Origin of the sequence: Burkholderia sp. Bp8994 (assembly GCF_003853805.1) — a bacterium.
Lineage (GTDB): Bacteria > Pseudomonadota > Gammaproteobacteria > Burkholderiales > Burkholderiaceae > Burkholderia.
The window spans coordinates 1-20,246 of record NZ_QTQH01000006.1 but is presented as its reverse complement, the minus strand read 5'-3'; the positions used below and the strand labels follow the sequence as shown (position 1 = coordinate 20,246).

The following is a 20,246-nucleotide window of genomic DNA, read 5'->3' as shown; positions in this document are numbered from 1 at the left end:
CGCGTCAGTCGCACACGAGCAGCTCGATGCCGCGCGCGGTCAGCGCGCGACGCACGGCCTTGTCCGGCGCGCGTTCGGTGACGAGATAGCGCGCGGCCGAGGCGCCGTTGATCCGCACCGGCGTCACGCGGCCGAACTTCGAATGGTCGGCGACGATGATCGCGGTGCCGGCCGCCGCGATCATCCGGCTGCGCACTTCGGCGGCGAGCCGCGAGTAGTCGGTGCAGTCGCCATCGGCCGTGATGCCGCCCGCGCCGACGAACGCGAAATCGACGTGGTATTGCGCGAGCTGCTGGATCGTATCGAGCCCGAACGTCGCATCCTCGTCGTCGGACAGTTCGCCGCCGAGCAGCGTCACGCGATTGCCGTTGCGCCGCGCGAGCACGAACGCGGTGCGCCAGTCGTTCGTGTAGATCGACAGCCGGTGCCGGTCGGCCAGCGCGAGCGCGACCGCATGCGGCGTGCTGCCCGAGTCGATCAGCACCGAGGCGTCGTCGGGCACGAATTCGGCCGCGCGTCGCCCGATCGTGCGCTTCGCTTCGGCATTCGCCGCCTCACGCTCGGACAGGCTCGGCTCGCGGCGATCCGCCGCCAGCGCGCCGCCGTGCGTCATCACGAGCAGGCCGCGCGCCGCGAGCGCGTTCAGGTCGCGCCGTACCGTCTCGCGCGACACGTCGAGCGAGCGCACGAGTTCGGCGACCGACAGCGCGCCCGATCGTCCGAGCTCCGACAGAATGTATTGATGACGTTGTTCCGCCAGCATCGCAATGCGCCCGAGGCGACTGGTAATGGGTAGGCCGACCATTGTATTACGGCCGTTTGACCGCCATTTGACGGCGGTGCGTCCGGCCGCGGCCACGTTTCACGAAAGCGAAATTCTGTATTGCCCGATGCGCGCGAATCGGCGTGGCAAGCGGTTGCTACACTCTGCGTTTCGCCGAACGACAGACCATCAAGGGGCTTGCGTCATGTACCGCAAAGGCAGTGTGCTCGAAATCCAGTTTTCGCCGGAACGGCTCAACGACGGGGCCGGCGATCCGTACTGGATCGACCTGACGCTCGACGAGGCCCGCCGGCTGTACGAACAGCTCGCCGCACGCTTCGCGACCGATGCGCGCGCGAACCAGCCGCTCGACACGTTCTCGCTCGACTGATCCCCGCTCCTCTGCGCGCGCCACGGCGCGCTTTCATGCCGCGGCGCCTTCGCCCGGACGGCCGCTAACCGGACGGCCGGCGTGCTGCCGTGCTCGTGGCGGATCACGCCCGCGGCCAACGTGCCGCGCACCGCTGCTGCATGCGTTCCGCACGCGCCACGCGCGAATGCAGAATCCGACAAGACGGCCACGCCGCTTCACCCGATACTGGCCGGCTCACGATTCGTCCGGCCGTATCGCGGCCCGCCACGCATGTTTACCTCGCTCGTCGCCGCGGCTTTCGTCGCGCTGTGGTCCACCGGCTTCATCGTCGCCCGGGCAATCAAGCCCTACGCCGACCCGAACCTGTTCCTGCTCGCGCGTTTCGCGGGCACGGCCGTGCTGTTCGGCGCGGTGGCGCTCGCCGCGCGCGCGCCGTGGCCGGCGCGCCGCGAATGGCCGCGCCACCTGATCGCGGGCGCGCTGCTGCAGGGCGTCTATCTCGGCGCCAGCTACTGGGCCGTCGCGCAAGGGCTGAACGCCGGCGTGATGGCGCTGCTCGGCGCATTGCAGCCGCTTGCCACCGCCGTGCTCGCGGTGCCGCTGTTCAACGAGCGGCTGCCCGCGCGCGGCTGGCTCGGGATGGCGCTCGGGCTCGCCGGCGTCGCGCTCGTCCTCGCACCGAAGGTCGCGGGCGGCGTCGCGCCGCCGGCGGGCGCCGCGCCCGCGTGGTTCGTCGTGACCGTGTCGATCCTGTCGGTCGGCTCGATCACCGCGGGCTCGCTGTACCAGAAGGGCAAGCTCGCGCAGAACGACCTGCGTACGGCCGTCGCCGTGCAGAACCTCGGCGCGGCGATCGTCGCGGCCGTCTTCGTCGTGCTGCTGCACGAAACGCGCTGGATCGGCGCACCGGCGCTGTGGATCTCGCTCGTGTGGGGCGTCGTGTTCCTGTCCGGCGGCGCGGTCACGATGCTGATGTGGATGCTGCGGCGAGGCAACGCCGCGCGCGCGACGTCGTTGCTGTTCCTCGCGCCGCCGCTCGCCGCGCTGCAGGGCTACCTGCTGTTCGGCGAAACGCTCGCGACCGTCCAGCTCGCCGGCTTCGCGCTCGCGCTGGCGGGCGTCGTGCTCGCGCGGCGCTGACGCGGGCGAGCGCGCGGGTTCGTCACCGCGCCCCGCCATGCGCGGCGTCGCCCCGCCGCCGGGCGCCGCGCCTCGTGGTTCGTCGTGGCGCGCCCCGCCATGCCTCGAAACGAAGCATCCGCGCGCACGCCGGGGGACGCCGCCCCGCGCGCCGCACCATGACGATGCATCGCGTCTCGCCGATGCAACGCGCGGCCGCCGGATCGCATGCCCGGCGCGGCGCCGGGCCGCGATTGCGCTTATGATGGGCGCCTTGCATTTCGTTCCGGAACCACCTTCATGACATCCGCCGATTACGCCAGCCGCCAACGCGCGATCATTGCCGAACTGAACGTCACGCCGCACTTCGACGCCGACGCCGAAATCGCCCGCCGCGTCGATTTCCTCGCGCAGTACCTTCGTTCGACCGGCCTGCGGACCTACGTGCTCGGCATCAGCGGCGGCGTCGATTCGTCGACGGCCGGACGGCTCGCGCAGCTGGCGGTCGAACAGCTGCGCGCCGGCGGCTACGACGCCCGCTTCATCGCGATGCGCTTGCCGAACGGCGTGCAGAACGACGAAGCCGACGCGCAACGCGCGCTCGCGTTCGTGCGCGCGGACGAAACGTTCACGGTCGACGTCAAGCCCGCCGCCGACGCGATGCTCGCATCGCTCGTCGCGTCCGGCCACGCATTCGAAAACCCGGCCCAGCAGGACTTCGTGCACGGCAACATCAAGGCGCGCGAGCGCATGATCGCGCAATACGCGGTGGCCGGCGCGCGGCGCGGCATCGTGATCGGCACCGACCACGCGGCCGAATCGCTGATGGGCTTCTTCACGAAATTCGGCGACGGCGGCGCGGACGTGCTGCCGCTCGCCGGCCTGAGCAAGCGCCGCGTGCGTGCGGTCGCCCGCGCGCTCGGCGGCGACGAACTGATCGTGATGAAGGTGCCGACGGCCGACCTCGAGGAACTGCGTCCGCTGCGCCCCGACGAGCACGCCTACGGCGTCACCTACGACGAAATCGACGATTTCCTCGAAGGCAAACCCGTCGCCGACAACGTGTACGAAACGGTGCTGCGCTTCTACGACGGTTCGCGCCACAAGCGCGCGCTGCCGTACACGCCGTTCGACTGGCCGGCCGCGTAAGCCGGCTCGTTCAGCCGCAACACCGCGCCGCGCGAACCCTGGCGGTTACGCGCGGCGCCTGCGCGACGGGCAGCGCTACGCGTGCCCGCCCGCCTTCTTCGCCTGCAGCGCGCGAATCCGCAGCCGCGCGCCCGTATCGCTGACCGTCGCGTCGTACATCGTCGCGAGATCGCGCTTGAGCGCGGTGCGCGAACCGCCGTCGAGATACACCATGTGCCCGGACGGATAGAAACGCGCGGACAGGTTCTGCCGCACCTTCGGATCCTCGAGCGGCATCTGCTGCAGGTCGATCACGGTCTGGTAGAACGGCGTGACGAAGTCGTAGAGGCCGTTCGCCGACAGCACCTTCAGGTCGACGTTCAGCGCCATCACCGCGGCGAGATCGCCCGCCGTGTAGAGGATCAGGTTCCCCTTCGCATCGATGCCCTGCTGCGCGCCGGTCGGGTCGATGTGGCTGAAGTCCCAGTTCCGGAACGCCTGGTCGTTCAGGTCCGTGAACGCGGAATTCGACGTGAACTTCAGCTGCTCGTTCAGGTAGCTGTTCCACATCGCCGTGTAGACGCCCGTCACGGCCGTCATCGTCGGATCGTTGCCGCCCGAGTTCGGGTCGATCTTGCCGGCGATGCCCGACGAGATCCCGGTCACGCGGCCGTCGTACGACCCGAGCGCGAGCCCCTGCGCGTGCAGCAGCGTCGTCAGGAACAGCGAATTGCCGCGCGTGTCGTAGCCCGCGATGTCGAGGCTCCACGACTGCAGCGTCGCCGTATCGATACCCGTGTATCGCGACAGCTTCTGCACGGCGGCCGGGTCCGCATGCGGAACCGTGCGCAGCGCCTTCAGGTAGTCGGTGCGCGCGAATTGCGCGACTTCCTCGACGAACGCGCCGAGATCGGTCGGCGCGGGCGTGACGCCGAGCTTCTTGTGATACCACGCGTCGGCCGCCGCGGTCGGCAGCGCGCCGACCGGGTTGCCGGCCTGCCGGTAGTCGAGGATCGACGACTGCAGCGTGACGCCGTTCAGGTCGACGCCGTCCTCGTGCAGCTTGTACGCGAGCACGCAGCTGCGCGCGGTGCCGTACGACTCGCCGAACAGGTACTTCGGCGAATTCCAGCGGTTGTTCTTCGTCAGGTAGCGCTTGATGAACTGCTTCAGCGAATCCGCATCCTGGTCGACGCCCCAGAAATCGCGGTTCTTGTTCGGCGCGACGGCCGCCGAATAACCGGTGCCGACCGGGTTGATGAACACCAGGTCGCTGTGGTCGATCATGCTGTCCGGATTGTCTTCCATCTGATACGGCGCGGGCGGCGTGAACCCCGGCATCGACGTCCTGATGCGCTTCGGCGCGAACGAGCCGAGCAGCACGAACACCGACGACGACCCGGGTCCGCCGTTGTAGAAGAACGTGACGGGCCGCGTTTCCTCCTTCGCGCCGTCGGCCGTGAACGCGACGTAGAAGAGCTTCGCGGCCGGCAGCGAGCTGCTCGGGTCGACCGTCACGAGGTGGCCGGCCGTCGCCGTGTACGCGATGCGCTTGCCATCGATCAGGATCGTGTGATGCGTGATCGCGGCCGCTTCGGTCGTGTCGGTCACCGAGTCGTCGGGACCGTTGCCGTACGCGACCGGATCGAAGAACGGCTGGTCGCGGCCGTGGCTCAGCGCGACCGGACTGATGGTCGGCGGCACGCCATGCGAATTGTGGTCGCCGTGATGCAGCGGATACACGCCGCCGGAAGATGCGGAATCGATGCCCATCGTGCTGCTCCTCGAGGTGAAAAAAGACGCGGGCAGGAAACCCGCGTCGCTTGGAAAGGCCGGTGCCGGCGCGTCAGCTCGACGGCTTGCGCGCGAGGATCGCCGCGAGTTTCGCGCCGTCGGGGCTGCCGAGGCCCGTGCACGCATCCCAGCCGGACGCGGCGGCATACGTGCCGTTCGAGCCTTTCGTGATGTCACGCAACGCGCCAGGATTCTTGTACAGCGCCGGGTTGATCCAGCCGGCCGATGCACTCGCCGCCGCACCGGCCGCCGCACTCGCCGCCGCATTGATCCGTGCGATCAGCGCGGCCCACAACGGCGCGACCGCGCTCGTGCCGCCCATCACCGCGACCGTGCCGGCGACCGACACCTCGTAGCCCGTCTGCGGCGATGCATCGGCGGCGACGTCCGGCACGCCGCGCTTCGTGAGCGGCGTGGTGCTGCCGTCGGCGAGCGTGACGGTCAATCCCTGCTGCCACGCCGGCAGGTCGAACAGCGTGCTGACACCGCCGCCGCCCGCGCCGCCGCCGGCCGCCTCGTCGTTCCACGCGACTTCGCTGCGAATGCCCTGCCCCGGCAGCGCATCGAGCTGCGTGCCGCCGCAGCCGAGCACGTACGGACTCGACGCCGGGAAGTCGACATGATCCGTGCCGTCCTGCAGCCCGTCGCCCGAGCCGCTGTCGCCCGACGCCGCGCATACCGTGATCCCCTGCGCGGCGGCCGCCTGCAGCACGCGGTTGAACGCATGCGCCGACTGCGCCTGCCAGATCGCTTCCGGGCCGCCCCAGCTGATCGAGATCACCGACGGCCGGTTGGTCTTGTCGGTGACGGCCGCGTTGACGGCCTGGATGAAGCCCGCGTCGCTGTTCGGCGCGAAATAGACGGCGAGCTTCGCGGCGGGCGCGATCGCACCGGCTATCTCGATGTCGAGCGCGACTTCGCCGTCCGGGCCGTTCGCCTCGCCGGTCGGCGCATTGCGGCCGGTGCCGACGTTCACGTCGACGAGCGTCGGCGGCGTCTTGATGCCGAGCCCGCGGAAATACTGCTGGATATCGGCTGCGCGATAGCCGCCGCCGAGTTCGACGATCGCGATGCATTGCCCTGCACCGTCGCCGGCCGGAAAGCCGTACAGCGACGCGAGCTGGATCGGCGTGAACGTGACGGCGGGCGCGCCGCGCGCGGGCTGGAACGGCGGACGCAGCCGGAAATGCGGCCGCGCCTGCGGACGGCTGTCGAGGCCGAGCACGGCCGTGACGGCATCGCCGAGCTCGTCCGGCAGCGCGATCGGGCCCGAGCGGCCGCGGTACTGGCCGATCGAACGATGCTCGAAACGCTCGAGCTTCACGCTGAATGCCGCTTCGAACTGCTGGATCGAGCCGGACAGCACGACGACGCTTTCGACCGGATCGACGCGATCGACCGTGAGCTGGTGACGGCGCGCGAAGTCCTCGGTCTTGCGAATGTCGTCGGGATTGGCGGAGAAACGCTGCGCGAACGCTTCGCGCGACAGCGGTTTCGCCTGTGCGTCGCCGGTGGCGAGCTGCTGGACCAACGTGTCGAGTTGCCCTTCTTCCTGCCGCCGCAACATGATCGTGACGTGGATACGTTCTGCCGGATCGCAGGGGCCGAGACACTTCGACTCGGCGACGATTCGGGGTTCACGGTCGGCGTGAAGATGCCTTGCCATGTTCAGACCCTCCTTGGTACCGCGTTGCACGGAACAGCCAGGAAATCGGACATAGCCGGCGGAAGTCGGTTCCGTTCGGTCAGTCGGTTCGCGAAAGCGCGAAGCTGAAGGGAGTTTAGATCAGTCAGACGATTTACGCGCACGCCCTTCCACCCCAACGCATGCGCGCGAAGCCCGGCATGGCGCGCGGCCCGCGTTCGGCAGCGCATCGCGGCCGCGCGGCAAGTCGAGCCGCGCGGCCGTGATGCAATGCAGCAGCTCAATCCATCGACAGGCGCAACGCGAACCCGATCAGCGCCGCGGAAAACGTCCAGCGCTGGACCGTCTGCGCGAGCGGATGCGCGCGCATCCACGCCGCGATGCGCGACGCGCCGAACACGCATGCGAGGTCGAAACACACGCCGGCGGCGACGAGCAGCGCGCCGAGCTCGAACATCTGCCACACGACGGGCCCTGCCTCGGGGCGCACGAACTGCGGCAGCAGCACCGAGCAGAACAGCAGTGCCTTCGGATTCAGCAGGTTCGTCAGCAGCCCCTTGAAGAACGACTGCCGCAGTTCGCCCGGCGCCGCCCCATCGCCGTCGCCGAGCGCGAACACCGGCGAGCGGAACACCTGGATCGCGACGTAAGCGAGATAAAGCGCGCCGCCGTAGCGGATCACTTCATACAGCCACGGTGCGCTGCGGATCAGCGCCGCGACGCCGCAGGCGGACAGCGTCACGTGCGCGGTGCGCGACAGCGACAGGCCGGCCGCCGCCGCCATGCCCGGGCGCACGCCGCGGCCGATGCTGGTCTGCAGCACGAGCGCCATGTCGGGCCCGGGCACCGCGTAGATGGCCGCCAGCGCGGCGAGATAAATCAACAGCAAATGCGTGGAAATCATGGTCTGCCCCCGTTCTTCAGTGACGATATGTTGCCGCTGAAGGGAGAGCGATTATTGGCCATCTTTGGCTCGAAATTGGCGATACATAGCGGAATCCGCCAAAATCACGGAATTTAGACAAGGATTCCGCCAACATGACCGAACTCGACAAAACCGATCGCGCGATCCTCGCCGCGGTGCAGCGCGACGGCCGCCTGCCGATCGCGCGTCTCGCCGATTCCGTCGGCCTGTCCGAGACGCCCTGCGCACGGCGCCTGAAGCGTCTCGAAAACGACGGCTACATCGAGCGCTACCGCGCGCAGCTGTCGCGCCAGGCGCTCGGCTTCGGCGTCGTCGCATTCGTGCTCGTGCGGTTCGCGACGCACGACCGCAAGGTCGCCGACCGGTTCGAACGGGAAGTGCTCGGCATCGAGCGGATCCTCGCGTGCCACAACGTCGCGGGCACGGCCGACTACCTGCTGCAGGTGGTCGCGCGCGATCTCGACGACTACGGTACGTTCCTGCGCGACTCGCTGCGGATGCTGCCGGGCGTCACGTCGATCGAATCGGCGTTGTCGTTGCGGGAGGTGAAGCACGATGCGGGGTTGCCGGTGCCGTGATGCGGGCAGTGGATCGCTCCGGCGTGACATTCGTTCACGTTGCCGCCCTCAGGCGACCTCACGCGACCTCACACGACATCGGGCTTTTGATGCGCGCGCTCGAGATCCTCGAGAAACGCTTCGACGAGCGGATCGCCGCGCCCGTCGCGCGCCACGACCATGTGGAACGTGACGTCGTAGTGCAGTTGGTCCGGATTGAGCGGCGCAAGCAGCCCCTGCGCGACATACGGCGCCGCAAAGTGCTGCGGCAGGTAGCCGAGGTGATGGCCTGACAGGATCAGCAGCGCGACGGCCTCCATGTTGTCGGCGGTTGCCGTCACGCGATCGGGCGTCGTCGACATCTGCGCCTCCGGCAGCGGATACGAGCGCCACGCCCATTCGAATCCCGCGACGTCGGCCGGCGTCAGCGCGCCGGCGCGTTCGAACAGCGGATGGCCGCGCCCGCAGTACGCCACCTGCCGCTCGATGAACAGCGGCGTGTAGTGCAGCGACGGCACGCGGTGCCAGAAATAGCCGACCGCGATCTGGATCTCGTTGCTCAGCAGCTTTTCCTCGAGATCGCCCGGCGCGCGCACCGAGATCGAGAAGCGCACGGCCTCGTCGCGCGTGCGGAACGCGGCGATCGCCTCGGCGATCCGTGCGTTCTGGCTGACCGGCGTATGGCCGATCAGGCCGATGTGCAACGTGCCGACCAGCTGGCGGTCCATGTGCCGCGCCGCGATCCCGAATTCGTCGAGCGCGGCGAGCAGCTTGCGGCTCATCGCGTGGAACCGCTCGCCTTTCGGCGTGAGCCGGAAGCCGCTGCGGCCGCGCTCGCAGAGCCGGTAGCCGAGCCGTGTCTCGAGCGACGACAGCTGCGCGCTGATCGTCGACTGGCCGACGTTCAGGATCGCTTGCGCGGCCGACACGCCGCCCGCGTCCGTGACCGCGAGAAACACGCGGATCAACCGCAGATCGAGGGTCGACAGATTCCCCAGCACGCTATTCCCCTTTTGTTCCCCTTCCATACATCGATGAAAATCGATGTTTACGTCGATATCTTCGCATTCTTCTTTCCGGCCGGACGCGTAAAACTATGTGCCAGGCCGCGTCGAATGATACGGCAACCCCACATCGGAAGAGACAAGCCCATGAACGACCACACCCATTTCCAGCCGCTCGGCGGCAATGAAATGCCGCGCAGCGGCGGCATCGCGACGATGATGCGCCTGCCGCACGTGGCGAGCGCAGCCGGCCTCGACGCCTGTTTCGTTGGCGTGCCGTTCGACCTCGGCACCTCCAACCGCACCGGCGCGCGCTTCGGCCCGCGCCAGATCCGCACGGAATCCGTGCTGCTGCGCCCGTACAACATGGCCACGCGCGCCGCGCCCTTCGATTCGCTGCAGGTTGCCGATATCGGCGACGTCGCGATCAACCCGTACAACCTGCACGATTCGATCGCGCGCATCGAGGCTGCATACGACGCGATTCTCGAGCACGACTGCAAGCCGGTCACACTCGGCGGCGACCATACGATCGCGCTGCCGATCCTGCGCGCGATCCACCGCAAGCACGGCAAGGTCGCATTGATCCACGTCGATGCACACGCCGACGTGAACGACACGATGATGGGCGAAAAGATCGCGCACGGCACGCCGTTCCGCCGCGCGGTCGAGGAAGGCCTGCTGCACGGCGACAAGGTCACTCAAATCGGCCTGCGCGGCACCGGCTACGCGGCCGAGGATTTCGACTGGTGCCGCGAGCAGGGCTTCCGCGTGGTCCAGGCCGAGGAATGCTGGAACAAGTCGCTCGCGCCGCTGATGGAGGAAGTGCGCGCGCGCATCGGCGACACGCCCGTCTACATCAGCTTCGACATCGACGGCATCGACCCGGCCTACGCACCGGGCACCGGCACGCCGGAAATCGCGGGCCTCACGGTGCCGCAGGCGCTCGAGATCATCCGCGGCGCGAAGGGGCTGAACATCGTCGGCTGCGATCTCGTCGAAGTGGCGCCGCCGTACGACCCGTTCGGCACCACGGCCCTGCTCGGCGCGAACCTCGCGTACGAGCTGCTGTGCGTGCTGCCCGGCGTCGCCTATCGCGACTGATCCCGGCACGCGACCCATTCCAAATCAGAGAATTACAGAGGAGCACATAACAGATGGGGACTGCCATCAAGCAACCGAAGCGGGCGGCGCTCGCTTCGTTCGTCGGCACCACGATCGAGTGGTACGACTTCTATAGCTACGCGACCGCCGCCGCCATCGTGTTCGGGCCGCTGTTCTTCCCCGGTGAAAGCCGTTTCGTCAGCCTGCTCGCGTCGTTCGGCTCGTTCGCGGTCGGCTTCTTCGCGCGGCCGCTCGGCGGCGTGATGTTCGGCTATCTCGGCGACCGCTTCGGCCGCAAGCGCTCGCTGCTCGCGACGCTGATGCTGATGGCCGTGTCGACGGTCGCGATCGGCCTGCTGCCGACCCATGCGCAGGCCGGTGTGATCGCGCCGATCCTGCTGGTGCTGATGCGCGTGCTGCAAGGCATCGCCGTCGGCGGCGAATGGGGCGGCGCGGTGCTGCTCGCCGGCGAGCATGCGCCCGAAGGCAAGCGCACGTTCTTCGCGTCGTTCGCGCAGCTCGGCAGCGCGAGCGGCCTGATCCTGTCGATGCTCGCGTTCGGGGCGATCAGCACGCTGTCGAAGGACGACATGATGAGCTGGGGTTGGCGCGTGCCGTTCCTTGCGAGCGCCGTGCTGCTGGCGGTCGGCTTCGTGATCCGCGCGAGCGTGTCCGAGTCGCCCGAGTTCGAGGAAGTCAGGAAGAGCGGCAACATCGCGCAAAAGCCGCTGCGTGAAGCGCTCAAGTACTGGCCGCTGCTGCTGCTCGCGATCGGCGCGAACGTGTACGGCATCGCCGGCGTGTATTTCAGCAACATCTTCATGATCAGCTATGCAACGCAATTCCTGTCGCTCGACCGGTCGATGGTGCTGCATTGCATGACGATCGTCGCGGTGCTGCAGTTCGTCGTGCAGCTCGCCGCCGCGTTCCTCGCGCAGCGCTTCGGCACGACGCGCGTGCTGCTGATCACCGGCGCATGGGCCGCAATCGTGCCGTTCGTGATGCTGCCGCTCGTGCACCTGGGCACGCCGCTGTCGATCACGGTCGGCGTCGGCCTCGCGACGCTCGCGGAATCGGGCTACTACTCGGTGGTCGCGGGTTTCGTCAGCGGGATCTTCATCGCGCGCATCCGCTACACGGCGATTTCGATCGCGTACCAGGTGTGCGGCGCGCTCGCCGGCGGTCTCACGCCACTCGTCGCCACGCTGATCGCGCAGAACACCGCGCCGCAATGGTGGCCGCTCGCGATCCAGTACACGAGCGCCGCCGTGCTGTCGTCGGTGTGCGTGTGGCTGATCTCGCGCCGCGTCAGCATCGACGATGCCGGCGCGCCCGGCAGGGCGGACGAAGCGCTGCCGCGCGGTGCGCGTACCGCGTAACCTCACGCAAACGAGGCAGGCAACATCGCCTGCCCGTTTGCATCGGGCGTCGGGCGATACGCCGCTACCCCCGCCTCGCCCCGAACATTCATTGCGACAAACGGCCCGCACATGCGGGCCGCTTGTTTGCTGCCCGATCGTCGATCGGGACGGCCGGCGCGCAGCGTTCGCGCGTCATTGCACCTTGCTGCGCAGCGTCTTCGCCGCGGCGACCATGTTCGTCAGCGCCGGAAGCACTTCCGCCCACTGACGCGTCTTCAGCCCGCAGTCCGGGTTCACCCACAGGCGCTCCGCCGGAATCCGCTCCGCCGCCTTCTTCATCAGGCCGACGATGTGATCCTGCGTCGGGATGTTCGGCGAATGGATGTCGTACACGCCCGGCCCGATCTCGTTCGGATACCTGAAGCTGTCGAACGCGTCGAGCAGCTCCATGTCCGAGCGCGACGTCTCGATCGTGATCACGTCCGCATCCATGTCGGCGATCGACGCGATGATGTCGTTGAACTCCGAATAGCACATGTGCGTATGAATCTGCGTATCGTCCCGCACACCGTTCGCGGCGATGCGGAACGACTCGACCGCCCACTTCAGGTACGCGCCCCATTGCGCGCGACGCAGCGGCAGCCCTTCGCGCAGCGCGGCCTCGTCGATCTGGATCACGCGCACGCCGGCCTGCTCGAGATCCAGCACTTCGTCCCGGATCGCGAGCGCGAGCTGATGGCACGACACCGAACGCGGCTGGTCGTCGCGCACGAACGACCAGTTCAGGATCGTCACCGGGCCGGTCAGCATGCCCTTCATCGGCTTGTTCGTCAGCGACTGCGCGTACGTGATCCATTCGACCGTCATCGCCTTCGGGCGGCTGATGTCGCCGAACAGGATCGGCGGCTTCACGCAGCGCGAACCGTACGACTGCACCCAGCCGAACTGGCTGAATGCGTAGCCGTCGAGCTGCTCGCCGAAGTATTCGACCATGTCGTTGCGTTCGGCTTCGCCGTGCACGAGCACGTCGAGCTCGAGCGATTCCTGTTCGCGTACGCTGCGCGCGATTTCCGCCTGCATCGCCGCGCGGTAGCCGGCTTCATCCAGCGCGCCGGCCTTGAACCGGCTGCGCGCCTGGCGGATCTCGGCAGTCTGCGGGAACGAGCCGATCGTCGTCGTCGGGAAGGCCGGCAGGTTCAGGCGCGCCGACTGCTTCGGCGCACGCTGCGGGTACGGGCTCGCACGGTTGCCGAGCTGCGCGTCGATGCGCGCGATCGCGGCCTTCACCGCCGGGTTGTTCACGCGCGGCGAGCGACGGCGCGAGCCGATCGCGGCCGCGTTCGCGGCGAGCGCGTCGGCCACCTCGTCGCGGCCTTCGTTCAGCGCGGTCGCGAGCAGCTTCAGTTCGTCGAGCTTCTGCAGCGCGAATGCGAGCCACGAGCGGATCTCCTCGTCGAGCGTCTGCTCGCTCGCGAGATCGACCGGCACGTGCAGCAGCGAGCACGATGGTGCGAGCCACAGGCGCTCGCCCAGTTGCTTCGCGAGCGGCTCGAGCCAGTCGAGCGCCGCGTTCAGGTCCGTCTTCCAGATGTTGCGTCCGTTGATCGCGCCGACCGACAGCACGCGCCCGGCCGGCAGTTCGCGCACGAGTGCGTCGATTTCGTCGCGGGCGTGGATCGCGTCGACATGCAGGCCGTCGACCGGCAGCGAGGCCGCGAGCGCCAGGTTGTCCTGCAGCTGGCCGAAATACGTCGCGAGCAGCAGCTTGATGCGGCGCGTCTCGAGCGCGTCGTATGCCGTGCGCAGCGCCTGGCGCCAGGCGGCGTCGAGCTCGGTCACGAGGATCGGCTCGTCGATCTGCACCCATTCGACGCCTTGCGCGGTCAGCGTGTCGAGCAGCGCGCCATATACCGGCAGCAGCTTCGGCAGCAGCGCGAGACGATCGGAATCGTCCTTCGCCTTGCCGAGCCACAGATACGTGACGGGGCCTAGGATCACCGGCTTCGCGGCGACGCCCTGCGCCTGCGCTTCCGCCAGTTGCTGGAGCAGGCGCGACGGATCGAGCGAGAAGTTCGTATCCGCATGGAATTCCGGGACGATGTAGTGATAGTTCGTGTCGAACCACTTCGTCATTTCACCGGCCGCGACTCCGCCGCAGCATGCCGCGTGTTCTTCCGCCGACTGCGCCGAGCGGCCGCGCGCGACGCGGAAATAGTTGTCGAGCGCATCGCCATGGAAGTCCTGCACGCGTTTCGGCAGGTTGCCGAGCGTGAAGCTCATGTCGAGCACCTGGTCGTAGAACGCGAAATCGCCGATCGGCACGAGATCGAGGTCGCGCTGGTCGTTCCAGTGGCGCTGGCGAAGTTCGGCGCCGAGTGCCTTCAGCGCGTCGCGCGACGACTCGCCCTTCCAGTAGCGTTCGAGACCGAATTTGAGTTCGCGCTTCGCGCCGATGCGCGGAAAACCGAGGTTGTGGGTCGTAACCATGAAGCTGCCGTCCTGAAGAAATAGTCGATCCGGCAGCCATCATAGGGATTTCATCCCATGAAATAAAATGGCATTATTTCATTCATCCATTAAATCTGTTCATGTATCTGTCGGGCAAGCGATACCCATGCTGGAACGATTCCATCTCGTCGTGATCCGCGAAGTCGAGCGCCAGGGCTCGTTGACCGCGGCCGCCAACGCGCTGCATCTCACGCAATCGGCGCTCAGCCATACCGTCCGGAAAATCGAGCAGCAACTCGGCACGCCGATCTGGGACCGCGAAGGCCGCGGCCTGCGGCTCACGCAGGGCGGGCAGTATCTGCTGAGGCTGGCGAACCGGCTGCTGCCGCAGTTCGAGCTCGCCGAGGAGCGCATGAAGCAGTACGCGAAGGGCGAGCGCGGCACGCTGCGCATCGGGATGGAGTGCCATCCGTGCTACCAGTGGCTGCTGAAGGTCGTGTCGCCGTACCTGTCGCGCTGGCCGGACGTCGACGTCGACGTGAAGCAGCGCTTCCAGTTCGGCGGCATCGGAGCGCTGTTCGGCCATGACATCGACGTGCTCGTGACGCCCGACCCGCTGAACAAGCCGGGCCTGCGCTTCGATCCCGTGTTCGATTACGAACAGGTGCTGGTGGTCGCGGACGCGCACCGTTTCGCGAACGCCGACTACGTGACGCCCGAGCAGCTGACCGACGAGATCCTGATCACCTACCCGGTCGAGACCGACCGGCTCGACATCTACAACCAGTTCCTGACGCCGGCCGGCATCGTGCCGCGGCGTCACAAGTCGATCGAAACGACCGACATCATGCTGCAGATGGTGGCGAGCGGGCGCGGCGTGGCCGCGCTGCCAAGATGGCTTGCAGATGAATACGCGGACCGGATGCCGGTCGTGCCGGTCAAGCTCGGCAAGAAAGGGATCGCGAAACAGATCTTCCTCGGCATCCGCGAGGCGGATGCGTCGATCGACTATCTGGCCGCATTCGTCGCGCTGGCGCGTGAATCGACATGGAGCGCGCCGCGCATGCTGCGCTAGCGGCGCTCGCGCCGTGCGCGCTTCCCGCGGCCCGCATGCCGGTGCGCGGGCCTGTTCACGATATGGATGACGACGCGAGCCGGCACGACATGTCGCAATTCGACGTCACGGCACCCTCCCCTTACACATCCGTAAGACGATGATTCGACATCCCGACTGTCATCAAACTGACTGGTAGCGAAAGCTAGGATCGGACGCGGTTCCCTTACGAGATACCGTCATGAATCAACCTGCTTCGTCTGCACCGAACAATTCGGGTTCCGTCGAACGCACCAGGCAGGTCGGCTATGCCGTCTTTCTACTGGTGCTCGCGTTCGGCGCCCTCTATATCGCCACGCACCTGATCGCCGACCTGTCGCCGGTCCGCGAAGGCTCGCTGTTTCCGTACCTGATGCTCGGCGCCGCGCTGCTGATCGCGCTCGGCTTCGAATTCGTCAACGGCTTCCACGACACTGCAAACGCGGTCGCCACCGTGATCTATACGCACTCGCTGACGCCGAACGTCGCGGTGATCTGGTCCGGCATGTGGAACTTCCTCGGCGTGATGGTCTCGAGCGGCGCCGTCGCGTTCGGCATCCTGCAGTTGCTGCCGGTCGAGCTGATCCTGCAGGTCGGCAGCGGCGCAGGCTTCGCGATGGTGTTCGCGCTGCTGATCGCCGCGATCGTGTGGAACCTCGCGACCTGGTATTTCGGATTGCCGTCGTCGAGCTCGCATACGCTGATCGGGTCGATCATCGGCGTCGGTCTGATGAACCAGCTGATGCACGGGCCGTCGGGCACGAGCGGTGTCGACTGGGCCCAGGCGCTCGGCGTCGGCAAGTCGCTGCTGTTCTCGCCGATCGTCGGCTTCCTGTGCGCGGCACTGCTGCTGCTCGTGCTGAAGGCGCTCGTGCGGGTTCCGGAGTTGTACAAGGAGCCGCCGAAGGATCAGCCGCCGCCGTTCTGGATTCGCTGCCTGCTGATCCTGACCTGCACGGGCGTGTCGTTCGCGCACGGGTCGAACGACGGGCAGAAAGGGATGGGCCTCATCATGCTGATACTGATCGGCACGGTGCCGACCGCGTATGCGCTGAACAAGGCCGTCACGCCGGCCGAAACGCAGACCTTCGTCGCCGTCGCGAACCAGGCTGCCGCGACGTTCGGGAAGTACACGAACGGCGTCGCGCCGTCCGCGAACCCGCGTGCCGACGTCGAACACTACGTGCAGCATCGTGAACTGACGCCCGCGGTGCTGCCGGCCGTGCAGCAGTTGTCCGCGTCGCTCGCGAACGCGGTCGGCGCGTCGGGGTCGATGGCGGCGGTGCCGCAACGCGACGTCGACAACGTGCGCAACACGATGTATCTGGTGTCCGAAGCCATTCGCCTGATCGAGAAGTCGGGGCAGCCCGCGTTCGCCGCCGACGACAAGCTCGCGATCGACAACTATCGCAAGCAGCTCGACCACGCGACCAAGTTCATTCCGACCTGGGTGAAGGTGGCTGTCGCGATCGCACTGGGCCTCGGCACGATGGTCGGCTGGAAACGGATCGTCGTGACCGTCGGCGAGAAAATCGGCAAGCAGCATTTGACGTATGGGCAGGGCGCGTCGGCCGAAGTCGTCGCGATGCTGACGATCGGCGCCGCCGACGTGTACGGGCTGCCCGTGTCGACGACGCACGTGCTGTCGTCGGGTGTCGCGGGCACGATGGCGGCGAACGGATCCGGGTTGCAGTGGAGCACGGTGCGCAGCCTCGCGCTCGCGTGGGTGCTGACGCTGCCCGCGTCGATCGTACTGGCTGGCGGGCTCTACTGGTTGTTCCGGTCGGTGGCTTGATCGGGGAAGCGGCGCGTGGCCGGTGAAAACCGGTCGCCTGCCGTGGAAGGTTCCTCAGTCGCTTCTCCGCTTCTGCGCTTCTGCGCTTCTGCGCTTCTGCGCTCCGACACATCGCGGCAACCGATGTGCCCGTGCCGCATTCCCAACCTTTCCCTCCCCCTTCCGAATTGAAGCGCAAGATCTGGAGCGCGCCAGCACGCGGACGCCGCTAGACTGGGTTCATCGACTTTCATCGTGGCTTCAACCGTGCACGCGACGCTGGCGAGTATTTCGCGCGACCGTACGGCGCCACACTGCTGACGAACCGAGGGATGCCCGTGAATATCGCCGATCTGCAACCTGCCGTCGAATCGCCGGACATCGCGCAACGCGTCGACGCAATCGACTGGTCGACCGTCGATGTCGAGCTCGATCGCTACGGATGTGCGCGGGTACCAGGCCTGATCTCCACAAGCGAGTGCGATGCGCTCGCCTCGCTCTATGCGCGGGATGCACTCTACCGTTCACGCGTCGTGATGGCACGGCACGGGTTCGGGCGCGGCGAATACAAATACTTCGCGTACCCGCTGCCCGCGGTCGTCGCCGAGTTGCGTGCGACGCTCTATCCGCATCTCGCGCCGATCGCGAATCGCTGGAACCAGGCACTCGGGAGCGACGTCCGCTATCCGAAAGAGCACCGGACCTTCCTCGATCGCTGCCACGCGGCGGGGCAGACACGCCCGACGCCGCTGATCCTGCAATACGGGCCGGACGACTACAACTGTCTCCATCAAGACCTGTATGGCGAGCATGTCTTTCCGCTCCAGGTCGCGATCCTGTTGTCGGCACCCGGGCGGGATTTCACGGGCGGCGAGTTCGTGCTGACGGAACAGCGGCCACGCATGCAGTCACGCGCGGAAGTGGTGCCGCTCATGCAAGGCGACGCGGTGATCTTCGCCGTGCACGGCAGGCCCGTGCAGGGAACGCGCGGCGTCTACCGCGTCAACTTGCGCCATGGTGTGAGCAGAATTCGAAGCGGCCACCGCCACACGGTCGGCATCATCTTCCATGACGCACAGTGACGGCCCGCGGAACAAACATGACGCTGTCGCGCCATTCGGCACGCGGGCAGGGTCGTGCAACCGGCACCGCACGTCGGTGCTCGATGCTCGTTGTACCCTGGCGTCGCCGTACGGTCCGCTCATCGGCCGTGGTAACGGATAACGGGTTGTGCCGCCCGTCGGACCATCGTCGCCTCGACCGATCGATGTTTCAGGTGAGCAACGAAAAGCCGCCGCCCTCACCTGTCGCGACGCCAAGGCAACGCGAGATCCGGCCTACCCTCGGGCCACATTTGCCCGCAGGCGGTCGCCAGCATCGGAAGCCAGCCGCGCATAGCCCGGCAGCGTCAGCAGCGCGAGCACGCCCGCCGCAACGAACGCCCAGCGAAAATCGTCGAGTACGTAGTGCATGCCGGCCGCGTCGCCACGTACCAACGCCGCGAGCCGCAGCGACAACGCACCGAATGCGATCCCCATCCCGATCGTCATCTGCTGCGCGGCGCTCCACAGCGTGCTGGCCGCGCTCGTCTGCCGGGCCGGGATATCCGCATACGCCAGCGTCGCGAGCGTCGTGAACTGCATCGACCGCGTGAGCCCGTAGACGAATACGACGAACAGCGTGATCGCCAGCGGCGTCGACGCGGTCAGCCAGCCGCACGCGATCGTGAAGATTCCGACGATCGTCACGTCGACGAGCGCAACGCGCCGGAAACCGAAGCGGTCGAGGATCCACGACGTTCCCGCCTTCATCCCGAGATTGCCGAGCGCGCTCGCGAGCAGCAGCAGGCCGGACTGGAACGGCGACAGCCCGAAACCGATCTGGAACAGCAGCGGCAGCAGATAAGGCACGGCGTTGATCGCCATCCGCGTGATCGAGCCGGTGATCACCGTCACCGAGAACGTCGGCACCTTCAGCGTCGTGAAATCGAGCAGCGGGTGCGCGCAGCGTTGCGCGTGCATCCACGCGGCGATGCCGAACAGCACGCTCGCCCCCACCAGAATGCCCGCGCGCGTGAAGTCGACGTCCTGCTGGCCGGCCGCTTCGGTACCGATCAGCAGACAGGTCAACGCTCCGCCGGCCAGCACGAACCCGACCCAGTCAAGCGGCCGTTGCTCATCGGCCCGTGTATTCCGGACGATCAGCCAGGTACAGACGAGCGCAGCGATGCCGAACGGGACATTCAACAGGAAGATCCATCGCCATGACGCGTAGGTCGTGATGAAGCCACCGATCGGCGGCCCGACGACCGGCGCGACGATGCCCGGCCACGTAATCGTCGCGATCGCACGCATCAGCCTGGCCTTCTCAGTGCTGCGCACGACGATCATCCGTCCGACCGGCACCATCATCGCCCCGCCGACACCCTGCAGCAGTCGCGCGGCCGTGAACGTCACCACGCCCTCGGACAGCCCGCACAGCACCGACGCACCGGTAAAGACGAAGATGGCCGTGGCGAACACCGTACGCGAGCCATAGCGATCCGCGATCCAGCCGCTGATCGGGATGAACACCGCGAGCGCCAGCATGTAGGCTGTCATCCCGAGGCTCAACGCGTTCGGCCCGACGCCGAACGAGCGCGCCATCTGCGGCAACGCGGTCGCGATCACGGTCGTGTCGAGATACTCCATGAAGAACGTTGCCGCGACGAGGTACGGCAGGAAGTCGGTCGTCCGACCACCTTGGGCAGGGCTGTCAGTCATGAACGGTACAGGAGACGGAATGCGAGGATGCCGAGTTCCGGCAGGTGCAGACGAGGCCGGTAATCGGGACGAGTGGCGATATTACCCTGAAGGATTGATTTTCCGCTCTGTCGGGCATGTCGCGCGAATGGACTTTATGCGCATAGATTTTTATGACGATATTGCGCCGCGTTGGCCGAATGGTGCACACAAGCAGGTCGACGTGACACTTCGAGGGACGGATGGATCAAGCCGGGGGATTCCGCTGCAAAGTGGCATTTCCAGACAATTGCGGACCAACGTCACGCATCGTCGGCCAGTATGACGTCATCGTCATACGCCGCGACATTGACTGGTGCTGACAGACGGCGGATTGGTGTGATCTGGAGAAGGATGTACCGGGTAGATCTCGGTGGG

The 20,246-nt window shown here is 67.1% G+C and carries 16 protein-coding genes; 9 read left to right on the top strand and 7 right to left on the bottom strand.

Going from position 1 to position 20,246, the window contains the following annotated elements; translation table 11 throughout:
• Positions 1-4: 4 nt before the first annotated feature.
• On the bottom strand, positions 5-763 hold the full coding sequence (locus tag DIE04_RS07585; RefSeq protein WP_124523317.1) for a DeoR/GlpR family DNA-binding transcription regulator: 759 nt from the start codon (positions 761-763) through the stop codon (positions 5-7).
• Positions 764-968: 205 nt separating this feature from the next.
• On the opposite strand from DIE04_RS07585, the gene DIE04_RS07580 reads away from it, so the two are divergent.
• From DIE04_RS07580 to nadE, 3 genes are all read left to right on the top strand, one after another.
• Positions 969-1,154, top strand: a complete 186-nt coding sequence (locus DIE04_RS07580; protein WP_006752380.1) for a hypothetical protein — start codon at positions 969-971, stop codon at positions 1,152-1,154.
• Positions 1,155-1,406: 252 nt separating this feature from the next.
• Entirely contained in the window at positions 1,407-2,276 is an 870-nt protein-coding gene (locus DIE04_RS07575; RefSeq protein ID WP_124488688.1) for a DMT family transporter, read from the top strand.
• A gap of 279 nt (positions 2,277-2,555) precedes the next feature.
• Entirely contained in the window at positions 2,556-3,404 is an 849-nt protein-coding gene (nadE, locus tag DIE04_RS07570; RefSeq protein WP_124488689.1) for an ammonia-dependent NAD(+) synthetase, read from the top strand.
• 75 nt (positions 3,405-3,479) lie between these two features.
• Here nadE and DIE04_RS07565 read toward each other — a convergent pair whose 3' ends face one another.
• From DIE04_RS07565 to DIE04_RS07555, 3 genes are all read right to left on the bottom strand, one after another.
• Positions 3,480-5,156, bottom strand: a complete 1,677-nt coding sequence (locus tag DIE04_RS07565; RefSeq protein WP_124488690.1) for a S10 family peptidase — start codon at positions 5,154-5,156, stop codon at positions 3,480-3,482.
• 73 nt (positions 5,157-5,229) lie between these two features.
• Positions 5,230-6,843 carry a protease pro-enzyme activation domain-containing protein gene (locus tag DIE04_RS07560; RefSeq protein WP_124523319.1) on the bottom strand — a complete coding sequence of 538 codons (1,614 nt, stop codon included), beginning with the start codon at positions 6,841-6,843 and terminating at the stop codon, positions 5,230-5,232.
• A 259-nt stretch (positions 6,844-7,102) separates the two neighbouring features.
• Positions 7,103-7,726, bottom strand: a complete 624-nt coding sequence (locus tag DIE04_RS07555) for a LysE family translocator (RefSeq protein WP_124488692.1) — start codon at positions 7,724-7,726, stop codon at positions 7,103-7,105.
• A 134-nt stretch (positions 7,727-7,860) separates the two neighbouring features.
• On the opposite strand from DIE04_RS07555, the gene DIE04_RS07550 reads away from it, so the two are divergent.
• Positions 7,861-8,325 (top strand): Lrp/AsnC family transcriptional regulator, encoded by a 465-nt coding sequence (locus DIE04_RS07550; protein WP_044848788.1) that lies wholly within the window; start codon positions 7,861-7,863, stop codon positions 8,323-8,325.
• A gap of 68 nt (positions 8,326-8,393) precedes the next feature.
• On the opposite strand, the gene DIE04_RS07545 is transcribed toward DIE04_RS07550, so the two are convergent.
• Entirely contained in the window at positions 8,394-9,305 is a 912-nt protein-coding gene (locus tag DIE04_RS07545) for a LysR family transcriptional regulator (RefSeq protein ID WP_124523321.1), read from the bottom strand.
• A 150-nt stretch (positions 9,306-9,455) separates the two neighbouring features.
• Between DIE04_RS07545 and speB the strand changes: the two genes are divergently transcribed.
• Together speB and DIE04_RS07535 are read left to right on the top strand one after the other, a co-directional pair.
• Positions 9,456-10,412: an agmatinase gene (gene speB / locus DIE04_RS07540; protein ID WP_124488694.1), complete on the top strand. Its 957-nt coding sequence runs from the start codon at positions 9,456-9,458 to the stop codon at positions 10,410-10,412.
• Between the two features lie 53 nt (positions 10,413-10,465).
• Positions 10,466-11,791 (top strand): MFS transporter, encoded by a 1,326-nt coding sequence (locus DIE04_RS07535; RefSeq protein WP_124523335.1) that lies wholly within the window; start codon positions 10,466-10,468, stop codon positions 11,789-11,791.
• A gap of 174 nt (positions 11,792-11,965) precedes the next feature.
• Here the strand turns inward: DIE04_RS07535 and metE are convergent, their stop codons facing one another.
• Entirely contained in the window at positions 11,966-14,260 is a 2,295-nt protein-coding gene (gene metE / locus DIE04_RS07530; RefSeq protein WP_124523337.1) for a 5-methyltetrahydropteroyltriglutamate--homocysteine S-methyltransferase, read from the bottom strand.
• A gap of 127 nt (positions 14,261-14,387) precedes the next feature.
• On the opposite strand from metE, the gene DIE04_RS07525 reads away from it, so the two are divergent.
• The 3 genes from DIE04_RS07525 (at position 14,388) to DIE04_RS07515 (ending at position 18,170) form a co-directional block, all read left to right on the top strand.
• Positions 14,388-15,296 (top strand): LysR family transcriptional regulator, encoded by a 909-nt coding sequence (locus DIE04_RS07525; RefSeq protein WP_124523339.1) that lies wholly within the window; start codon positions 14,388-14,390, stop codon positions 15,294-15,296.
• 220 nt (positions 15,297-15,516) lie between these two features.
• Positions 15,517-17,109 carry an inorganic phosphate transporter gene (locus tag DIE04_RS07520; protein WP_124488698.1) on the top strand — a complete coding sequence of 531 codons (1,593 nt, stop codon included), beginning with the start codon at positions 15,517-15,519 and terminating at the stop codon, positions 17,107-17,109.
• 317 nt (positions 17,110-17,426) lie between these two features.
• Positions 17,427-18,170 carry a 2OG-Fe(II) oxygenase gene (locus DIE04_RS07515; protein WP_185500328.1) on the top strand — a complete coding sequence of 248 codons (744 nt, stop codon included), beginning with the start codon at positions 17,427-17,429 and terminating at the stop codon, positions 18,168-18,170.
• A 255-nt stretch (positions 18,171-18,425) separates the two neighbouring features.
• Here the strand turns inward: DIE04_RS07515 and DIE04_RS07510 are convergent, their stop codons facing one another.
• Positions 18,426-19,850 (bottom strand): DHA2 family efflux MFS transporter permease subunit, encoded by a 1,425-nt coding sequence (locus DIE04_RS07510; protein WP_124488700.1) that lies wholly within the window; start codon positions 19,848-19,850, stop codon positions 18,426-18,428.
• Positions 19,851-20,246: the final 396 nt, after the last annotated feature.

Coding starts and splice junctions, on each gene's coding strand:
- DIE04_RS07585 (WP_124523317.1), bottom strand. CDS start 763: ATGCTGGCGGAACAACGTCATCAATACATTCTGTCGGAGCTCGGACGA.
- DIE04_RS07580 (WP_006752380.1), top strand. CDS start 969: ATGTACCGCAAAGGCAGTGTGCTCGAAATCCAGTTTTCGCCGGAACGG.
- DIE04_RS07575 (WP_124488688.1), top strand. CDS start 1,407: ATGTTTACCTCGCTCGTCGCCGCGGCTTTCGTCGCGCTGTGGTCCACC.
- nadE (WP_124488689.1), top strand. CDS start 2,556: ATGACATCCGCCGATTACGCCAGCCGCCAACGCGCGATCATTGCCGAA.
- DIE04_RS07565 (WP_124488690.1), bottom strand. CDS start 5,156: ATGGGCATCGATTCCGCATCTTCCGGCGGCGTGTATCCGCTGCATCAC.
- DIE04_RS07560 (WP_124523319.1), bottom strand. CDS start 6,843: ATGGCAAGGCATCTTCACGCCGACCGTGAACCCCGAATCGTCGCCGAG.
- DIE04_RS07555 (WP_124488692.1), bottom strand. CDS start 7,726: ATGATTTCCACGCATTTGCTGTTGATTTATCTCGCCGCGCTGGCGGCC.
- DIE04_RS07550 (WP_044848788.1), top strand. CDS start 7,861: ATGACCGAACTCGACAAAACCGATCGCGCGATCCTCGCCGCGGTGCAG.
- speB (WP_124488694.1), top strand. CDS start 9,456: ATGAACGACCACACCCATTTCCAGCCGCTCGGCGGCAATGAAATGCCG.
- DIE04_RS07535 (WP_124523335.1), top strand. CDS start 10,466: ATGGGGACTGCCATCAAGCAACCGAAGCGGGCGGCGCTCGCTTCGTTC.
- metE (WP_124523337.1), bottom strand. CDS start 14,260: ATGGTTACGACCCACAACCTCGGTTTTCCGCGCATCGGCGCGAAGCGC.
- DIE04_RS07525 (WP_124523339.1), top strand. CDS start 14,388: ATGCTGGAACGATTCCATCTCGTCGTGATCCGCGAAGTCGAGCGCCAG.
- DIE04_RS07520 (WP_124488698.1), top strand. CDS start 15,517: ATGAATCAACCTGCTTCGTCTGCACCGAACAATTCGGGTTCCGTCGAA.
- DIE04_RS07510 (WP_124488700.1), bottom strand. CDS start 19,850: ATGACTGACAGCCCTGCCCAAGGTGGTCGGACGACCGACTTCCTGCCG.